Raw genomic sequence first — 7,264 nt, forward strand, 5'->3', positions numbered from 1 at the left:
ACATTGAAGTGCTGCATGTTTTTGTCCTTCAATCGAATACGATCAAAGGAAACATGCAGGAGGACCATAAACAACCAAACCGCAAAGCGGGGGAACCATGCTTAACTTGACGAAATGGGCGCTTGCCTCGTGCTTCATTGCCGCATCGCTGACGACGGCCATGGCCAAGGATACGATTACCGTCGGCCAGGTGCTGGAGCCGCCGGGCCTCGATCCAACCGCGGGTGCCGCCGCGCCGATCCGCTACATCACCTATGGGAACCTGTTCGAAGGTCTGGTGCGCGTGGTGGAGGATGGCACCGTGAAGCCACTCTTGGCCGAGAGCTGGACCGTCTCCGGCGACCAGAAGACTTACAGCTTCAAGCTTCGCCAGGGCGTCAAGTTCCACGACGGCACGCCCTTCGACTGCTCGATCGTCAAGTTCTCCTATGAGCGCGCCGTCGCAGCGGACTCGACCAATGCGCAGAAGGGCCTCTTCGAGCCGATCGAAAAGACCGAGTGCCCGGATCCGACCACCGCGGTCGTGACCCTGAAGCGCCCAGCATCCAACTTCCTGTTCAACATGGCCTGGGGTGACGCGGTCATGATCGCGCCGTCATCGGCGGCCAACAACAAGACCAAGCCTGTTGGTACCGGCCCCTTCACGTTCAAGGAGTGGGCGAAGGGCGACAAGGTCGTGCTGGAAAAGAACGCCGACTACTGGGGCGAACCGGCCAAGCTGACCGAAGTCACCTTCAAGTTCATCAGCGATCCGTCGGCGGCCGCTGCGGCCGTTCTCGCCGGTAACGTCGATGCGTTCCCGATGTTCCAGGCCGCCGAACTCGTCAGCCAGTTCCAGAGCGATCCCAACCTTCAGGTCGAGGTCGGCAGCACCTCCGGCAAGGTGGTGCTCTCCCTCAACAATGCCCGCAAGCCATTTAACGACGTCAGGGTCCGCCAGGCGCTCGCCCATGCGATCGACCGGAAGGCTCTGGTCGAAGGCACCTATTCGGGTTTTGGCACGACGATCGGCTCGCACTATTCGCCGGTGGAGCCCGGTTATGTCGATCTGAACGAAACCTATCCCTATGACCCGGGCAAGGCGCAGCAATTGCTGCAGGAGGCGGGTGCCGAAGGCATGGAGATGACCATCATGCTGCCGCCGCCAGCCTATGCGCGCCGCGGTGGCGAGATCATCGCCGCCATGCTCAGCGAAGTCGGCATCAAGGTGAACCTTGTTCCGATCGAATTCGCGCAATGGCTCGACCAGGTGTTCAAGAACTCGGATTTCGACGCGACGATCATCGCGCATGCCGAGGCTCGCGACCTCGATATCTATGCTCGCGACAAATACTACTTCAACTACCAGAACCCGGAATACAAGGCGCTCTACAAGTCCTTCACGCTCGCCTCGACGGAAGCCGAGCAGACGGACCTCGCTGGCCAACTCCAGCGCAAGCTGGCGGCCGACGAGCCGAACGTCTTCCTCTATGCGCTGCCGAAGATCGGCGTCTGGAACAAGAAGGTGAAGGGCCTCTGGAAGAACATGCCGGTGCCGGCCGACGACCAGACCCAGACCTACTGGGAAAATTGATCAATTCGTTGGAGCGGGATGCGGGCGGAAAACCGCATACACTTTTCCTCATCCCGCTCTGGCCTCCGCCCCCTTGCCGTAGGGGCGGACGCAGATCTGCCGTTGATCGCCGCACCCGGTGGCGGTCAGCGCTCGCTCATTCCGGGAGGTTGATGTGATTTCCTTTATTGGCGGTCGCCTCGTGTCGCTCGTTCTGACGACACTGGTCGCCTCAGTCATCGTCTTTCTGCTGATGCAGGTGCTGCCCGGAGACCCGGCGGTGCTGATGCTCGGCATGAATGCCGACCCGGACGCGATTGCGGCACTGCACCGGCAACTCGGCCTCGATCAACCGATCTGGATTCGCTATCTCCACTGGATCGGCGGCTTCGTTGTCGGCGATTTCGGCATGAGCCTTACCTATTCGGTACCCATCCGCGAACTGCTCGGGCCACGCATCCTGGTGACGTTGCCTCTCGCTCTGCTCTCCATGGCGATCTCCGTCGTCGTCGCCATCGCGATCGGCGTCTATGCCGCGGCCAATCGCGGCAAGGCTGGCGACACCGTCGTCATGGGTATCGCCCAGGTGGGCGTCGCCATCCCGAATTTCTGGCTTGCCCTGCTCTTCATTCTGCTTTTCGCGCTGAAACTCGCCTGGTTCCCGGCCTCCGGCTTTGCCGGCTGGGAAGGCGGCATCTGGAGCGGCCTGCACTCCCTCATCCTTCCAGCCTTTGCACTCGGACTGCCGCTCGCCGCCATTCTCGGGCGCGTCACCCGTTCCGCGGTGATCGAAACGCTCGGGGAGGATTTCATCCGCACCGCCCGCGCCAAGGGCCTCACCCGCGCCGGCGCTCTCTGGAAGCATGCGGTGCCGAACGCGCTCATCCCCGTCGTCACGATCATCGGCCTGCAGTTTTCCTTCCTGCTTGCCGGCACGATCATCATCGAGAACGTCTTCAACCTGCCGGGCATCGGCCGGCTGGTCTTCCAGGCGATCGCTCAGCGCGACCTGGTGACGGTCCAGACGCTGGTGACGCTGCTGGCTGCCTCCGTGATAACCATCAATTTCCTCGTCGATCTGGTATACGGCTATCTGGATCCGCGCCTGTCGCGGGGAGGCCACTGATGAGCAACCCAGCGATCGCTTCAGAGCCCGGTCTTTTCTCGAAACTGCTTGGCAGCCGAAGCCTGATGTTCGGCGTGACGGTCACCGCCATCCTCGTGGCGATGGCCCTGGTTTCCTATGTCTGGACGCCCTTCTCGCCGACAGCGATGAATTTCCGCGACAAGCTTCAGGGGCCGAGCCTTGCCCATTGGTTCGGCACCGACAATTTCGGGCGCGATATCCTTTCGATGATCATGGTCGGCGCGCGCAACTCGATCACCGTTTCGATCGTCGCGGTGCTGGTCGGCGCCGGCATCGGCGTACCGCTCGGTGCCTGGGCTGCAGCGCGCGGCGGTTGGGTCGACGGCCTGGTGATGCGCATGAGCGACCTTGCCTTCGCCTTTCCGGCGCTGCTGACGGCGGTCATCATCACCGCCATCTTCGGCCCGGGCGCGACCAATGCCATGATTGCCATCGGCATCTTCAATATTCCGGTTTTTGCCCGCGTGACGCGCGGCGCGTCGATGGGGCTGTGGAAACGCGAATATGTGCAGGCGGCCCGCTGCGCCGGCCGCGGCGACGTGGCGATCACGTTTCTGCACATCCTGCCCAATATCAACCACGTGCTCCTGGTTCAGGTGACGATCCAGTTCGCGCTGGCAATCGTTGCCGAAGCCGGGCTCTCCTATGTCGGCCTCGGCACCCAGCCGCCGATGCCGAGCTGGGGCAAGATGCTGAACGACGCCCAGACCTTCATCTATCAGGCGCCCTGGCTCGCCATCTTCCCGGGACTTGCGATCACCTTCGCCGTGCTCGGCCTCAACCTTCTCGGCGATGGCCTGCGTGACATTCTCGACCCGCGCGTGAGGCGACAAAGATGACAGCACCATTGCTACGAATGGCCGGAATGTCGGTCGAGCTGTCAGCGGGCACGAGCCAGGTCGATATCGTTTGCGATGTCGATCTCGAGCTCAACCGCGGCGAACGCCTCGGTATCGTCGGAGAATCCGGCAGCGGCAAATCCATGACGGCGCTTGCCGTGATGGGCCTTCTGCCGCAACGCATGCGGGTTCGCGGCGAGTTGCTGTTCGACGGCCGGAACCTCGCGGGCCTGCCGGAAGCCGAGTACTGCAGCTATCGCGGCCGGCGCATCGCGATGATCTTTCAGGAGCCGATGACGGCGCTCAATCCGGTCAAGTCGATCGGTGCGCAGATCGCCGAAGGCCGGCGCCTTCATCTCGGCGAAACCAGGGCCGATGCCGAGAAGAGGGCGCGGGCGCTTCTGGACCGGGTCGGTCTGCCGGCGCCGCGCTTCAACCTGGATCTTTACCCGCACCAGCTCTCCGGCGGCCAGAGGCAGCGCGTGATGATCGCCATGGCGATCGCCTGCGAACCGGACCTGTTGATTGCCGACGAGCCGACGACCGCGCTCGACGTGACGGTGCAGGCGCAGATCCTCGATCTGCTCGACGACCTGATCGAAGACACCGGCACGGCGCTTATGCTGATCACCCACGATCTCGGCGTCGTCTCCGAAATGACCGAGCGCATTGCGGTCATGTATGCCGGACGCATCATCGAGACCGGCCGCACCGATGACGTGTTCGCGCGGATGGCGCATCCCTATGCGCGGGGCCTTTTTGCCGCCTCGCCGCATGGAGCCGCGCTCGCGCCGCGCCAGGTGGAAGGACGACCAAGGCTGAACGCCATCCCCGGCATCGTTCCCGATCCCTTTGCGCGGCCGGCCCATTGCTCTTTTGCCGAGCGCTGCGCCTTTGTCCAGCCGGACTGTCAGCGGGCGATACCGCCGCTGGACCTGATCGACACCGACAGGAATGTGGAACATCGCGCCGCCTGCTTTCATCCACGCGAAAGGATGGTGGCACCATGAGCGATGTCATCCTGAGGACCACCGACCTGGTGCGCGAATACCCGTTGCCGCGCCCTTCGATCTTTTCGAAACAGGCCAGCTTGCGCGTCCTGCACGGCGTCAGCATCGAGCTTGCCGCCGGCAAGAGCCTCGGCATCGTCGGGGAAAGCGGTTCCGGCAAATCAACCCTTGCGCGTGCCGTCATGGGTCTGGAGCGCCCGCAGTCAGGGCAGGTTTCCATTGCCGGCAAGGATATCTACGCGCTGGATCGGGCGGGACTGCGCGAGGCACGAAAAGGGTTTCAGGCGATCTTCCAGGATCCCTACGGTTCGCTTGATCCGCGCCATACGGTGAGGACGATCATTTCCGAGCCGATCGTTTCGCTGGAGCGGGGAACCAGCGCCGCCGAGCGCAACCGTCGCGTCGCGGAGGTGCTCGAAGCGGTTGGCTTGCCACTGGCGTCGGCCGACAAATATCCGCATGAGTTCTCCGGCGGCCAGCGCCAGCGCATCGCCATTGCGCGCGCGCTCATCACCCGGCCGGCGTTGATCGTTGCCGACGAACCGGTTTCGGCGCTCGACGTCTCGATCCAGGCGCAGGTCCTGAACCTGATGATGGATCTGCAGGAGAGGCTCGGCCTCTCCTATCTGTTCATCAGCCACGATCTGGGCGTGGTCCGCGCCATCACCGACCGGGTCGCGGTCATGCATCTCGGCCGGATCGTCGAAGAGGGACCGACAAGCGAGGTGTTCGACAACCCGCGTCACCCCTATACGCAGGCGCTGGTGGCCGCCGTGCCGAAGCCCTTCTCCGGACGCCGCAAGCGGGTCCGGTCGAATACGCCACCGCAAACGCCGGTCCATACCGCAACGACCGCAGCCGGCTGCGCCTATGCCGCCGTCTGTCCGCGCAGGCAGGATCTCTGTCTGACCCAAACGCCCGAGGCCAAGCCGGTGACGCCGACTTGGTCTGCCCGTTGTCACTTTGCCTAGAACTCTTTGAAATTCTGCAATTCCCTCGAATTGCTCTTGTTGCAGGAATTTTTCCCCATGTCCGATCTCGCCGATTTCTCCGCCGTCGATCTTGTCGAGGCTTACCGCCTCAGAAAGCTCTCTCCCGTTGATGTCGTTGATGCCGTCATCGCGCGCATCGATGCCTTAGAGCCGAAGCTCAATGCGCTGTGGGCCTACGATCCGGACGAGGCGCGTGAAGGCGCAAAAGCATCGGAAGCGCGTTGGGCCAAAAACGAACCTCTGGGCGCGATCGATGGCGTGCCGGTGACGATCAAGGAGAACATCGCGACGAAGGGAACAGCCGTGCCGCTCGGCTGCGCCGCCGTGCCGCTGGTACCGGCCTCCGAAGACGCGCCGCCGGCGGCGCGCACCCGCGAGGCGGGCGGTATCATTCTGGCCAAAACCACCATGCCGGACTACGGCATGCTCTCGTCCGGCCTTTCCAGCTTCCACAAGCTGGCCCGCAATCCATGGGACCTGTCGACCAATCCAGGCGGCTCGAGCGCCGGTGCAGGGGCCGCTGCGGCCGCCGGTTACGGCCCGCTGCATATCGGCACCGATATCGGCGGTTCCGTTCGTCTGCCGGCCGGCTGGTGCGGCGTCGTTGGTCTGAAACCGTCGGCGGGCCGGATCCCGATCAATCCGCCCTTCATCGGCCGCGTGGCCGGCCCGATGACCCGCACCGTGGCCGACACGGCGCTTTACATGTCGGTGCTGTCGAAGCCGGATGCGCGCGACACGATGTCCTTGCCCTATGCCGATATTCCCTGGCTCGATCTCGACGGCGACGTGAAGGGCTTGAAGATCGGCCTCTGGCTCGATGCCGGCTTCGGCCAGGCGGTCTGCGAGGAAACAGCGCAGGCAGTCAGCCACGCGGCAAAGCTCTTCGCCGACGCCGGTGCGATCATCGAGCCTGTCGCGCCTTTCCTGACCCGCGAGATGATCGACGGTCTCGATCGCTTCTGGCGGGCGCGCGGTTGGGAAGACGTGTCGCGCCTGGCGCCGGAACAGCAGGCGCAGATACTGCCCTACATCTTCAACTGGATCGAGACGGCCAAGGATTTTTCCGGTCGCGACGTCTATACCGGCTTCGCCCAGATCGACGCCATGCGCAATGCCATCCACGCGGCGCTGACCGGCTTTGATTTCATCCTCTCGCCGACGGCACCGGCGGCTTCCTATCCCGCCGAATGGGCCTCGCCGATCAATGACCCGCAGAAACCGTTCGAGCACATCGCGTTTACGGTCGCCGTGAACATGGGCGGACAGCCTGCAATCTCGATCAATTGCGGCTATACGGCCGGAGGTTTGCCGATCGGGCTCCAGATCATCGGCCAGCAGTTTGACGATATCGGCGTCCTGCGCCTCGCGCGGTCCTTCGAAACCCTGCGCCCGCAGCAGCGGCCCTGGCCCAAGCTCGCCGCATGAATCAAATCTCAAGTCTGAAACAACAGGAGCGCCGAAATGGCCGATCGTAAGCTTTTCATCCTTCCCGGCGACGGCATCGGCCCGGAAGCCATGGCGGAAGTCCGCAAAATCATCGCCTACATGAATGCCGAGCTTGGCAGCGGCTTCGTGACGGACGAAGGCCTTGTCGGCGGCTCGGCCTATGACGCCCACGGCCAGGCGATTTCGGAAGGGGACATGGCCAAGGCGCTTGCCGCCGATGCCGTGCTGTTTGGCGCCGTCGGCGGTCCGAAGTGGGATGCCGTGCCCTATGACGT

Annotated in this window: 7 protein-coding genes; all 7 read left to right on the plus strand. The window is 63.5% G+C overall.

Going from position 1 to position 7,264, the window contains the following annotated elements; all coding sequences use genetic code 11:
• Window positions 1–97 precede the first annotated feature (97 nt).
• The gene (locus tag BC363_RS11145; protein WP_065781653.1) at window positions 98–1,573 is read left to right on the plus strand and encodes an ABC transporter substrate-binding protein; all 1,476 of its coding nucleotides are present in this window, start codon (window positions 98–100) and stop codon (window positions 1,571–1,573) included.
• 154 nt (window positions 1,574–1,727) lie between these two features.
• Window positions 1,728–2,678 carry an ABC transporter permease gene (locus tag BC363_RS11150; protein WP_065781652.1) on the plus strand — a complete coding sequence of 317 codons (951 nt, stop codon included), beginning with the start codon at window positions 1,728–1,730 and terminating at the stop codon, window positions 2,676–2,678.
• The gene (locus BC363_RS11155; RefSeq protein WP_065781651.1) at window positions 2,678–3,538 is read left to right on the plus strand and encodes an ABC transporter permease; all 861 of its coding nucleotides are present in this window, start codon (window positions 2,678–2,680) and stop codon (window positions 3,536–3,538) included. Before BC363_RS11150 ends, BC363_RS11155 begins: the two co-directional genes overlap by 1 nt.
• Complete coding sequence (locus tag BC363_RS11160) at window positions 3,535–4,548, plus strand: ABC transporter ATP-binding protein (RefSeq protein ID WP_065781650.1); 1,014 nt, start codon at window positions 3,535–3,537, stop codon at window positions 4,546–4,548. Before BC363_RS11155 ends, BC363_RS11160 begins: the two co-directional genes overlap by 4 nt.
• On the plus strand, window positions 4,545–5,519 hold the full coding sequence (locus BC363_RS11165; protein WP_083223413.1) for an oligopeptide/dipeptide ABC transporter ATP-binding protein: 975 nt from the start codon (window positions 4,545–4,547) through the stop codon (window positions 5,517–5,519). The genes BC363_RS11160 and BC363_RS11165 overlap by 4 nt, the downstream gene beginning before the upstream one ends.
• 57 nt (window positions 5,520–5,576) lie before the next feature.
• A complete protein-coding gene (locus BC363_RS11170) occupies window positions 5,577–6,968 on the plus strand; it encodes an amidase (RefSeq protein ID WP_065781649.1) in 1,392 nt (463 codons plus the stop codon).
• 36 nt (window positions 6,969–7,004) lie between these two features.
• Window positions 7,005–7,264 (plus strand): isocitrate/isopropylmalate family dehydrogenase (locus tag BC363_RS11175; protein ID WP_244519851.1); only part of this gene is annotated, 260 nt, incomplete at its 3' end.

The organism is Ensifer sp. LC384, from assembly GCF_001695865.1.
GTDB lineage: Bacteria > Pseudomonadota > Alphaproteobacteria > Rhizobiales > Rhizobiaceae > Ensifer.

Excerpts from the sequence above, each read along its gene's own strand:
- BC363_RS11145 (WP_065781653.1), top strand. The coding sequence starts at position 98 with ATGCTTAACTTGACGAAATGGGCGCTTGCCTCGTGCTTCATTGCCGCA.
- BC363_RS11170 (WP_065781649.1), top strand. The coding sequence starts at position 5,577 with ATGTCCGATCTCGCCGATTTCTCCGCCGTCGATCTTGTCGAGGCTTAC.
- BC363_RS11155 (WP_065781651.1), top strand. The coding sequence starts at position 2,678 with ATGAGCAACCCAGCGATCGCTTCAGAGCCCGGTCTTTTCTCGAAACTG.
- BC363_RS11165 (WP_083223413.1), top strand. The coding sequence starts at position 4,545 with ATGAGCGATGTCATCCTGAGGACCACCGACCTGGTGCGCGAATACCCG.
- BC363_RS11160 (WP_065781650.1), top strand. The coding sequence starts at position 3,535 with ATGACAGCACCATTGCTACGAATGGCCGGAATGTCGGTCGAGCTGTCA.